Below are 250 nucleotides of genomic sequence, written 5' to 3'. Positions count from 1 at the left end.
GGCCCCGCCACTCGCCGCCGAATTGCCGGCGCGCTCGACCAGCTTGGTGATCGTCGCCAGCGCCGAAGGGGGATAGCCGCGCGCCGCGCCGGGTTCGCCCAGCAGCAGCGCGATTTCGCGCCCGGCGTGGGCCACGCGCGTCAGGCTGTCCATGATCAGCAGCACGCGCCGCCCCTGGGCGCGGAAGTATTCGGCCAGCGCGGTGGCCATCATCGCCCCACGAATGCGCAGGTTGGGCGCATGGTCGGCC

General features: G+C 73.6%; 1 pseudogene. It reads right to left on the bottom strand.

What is annotated here, in order from left to right:
* Window positions 1–250 (bottom strand): annotated as a pseudogene (gene fliI / locus H926_RS34695) (flagellum-specific ATP synthase FliI); the annotation flags it as partial.

Source organism: Novosphingobium sp. B-7, from assembly GCF_000410615.1.
In the GTDB taxonomy this organism is placed as follows: Bacteria; Pseudomonadota; Alphaproteobacteria; order Sphingomonadales; family Sphingomonadaceae; genus Novosphingobium; species Novosphingobium capsulatum.
Note: the sequence above shows the minus strand (reverse complement) of the source record. Positions and strands in the feature narration are given on the sequence as shown.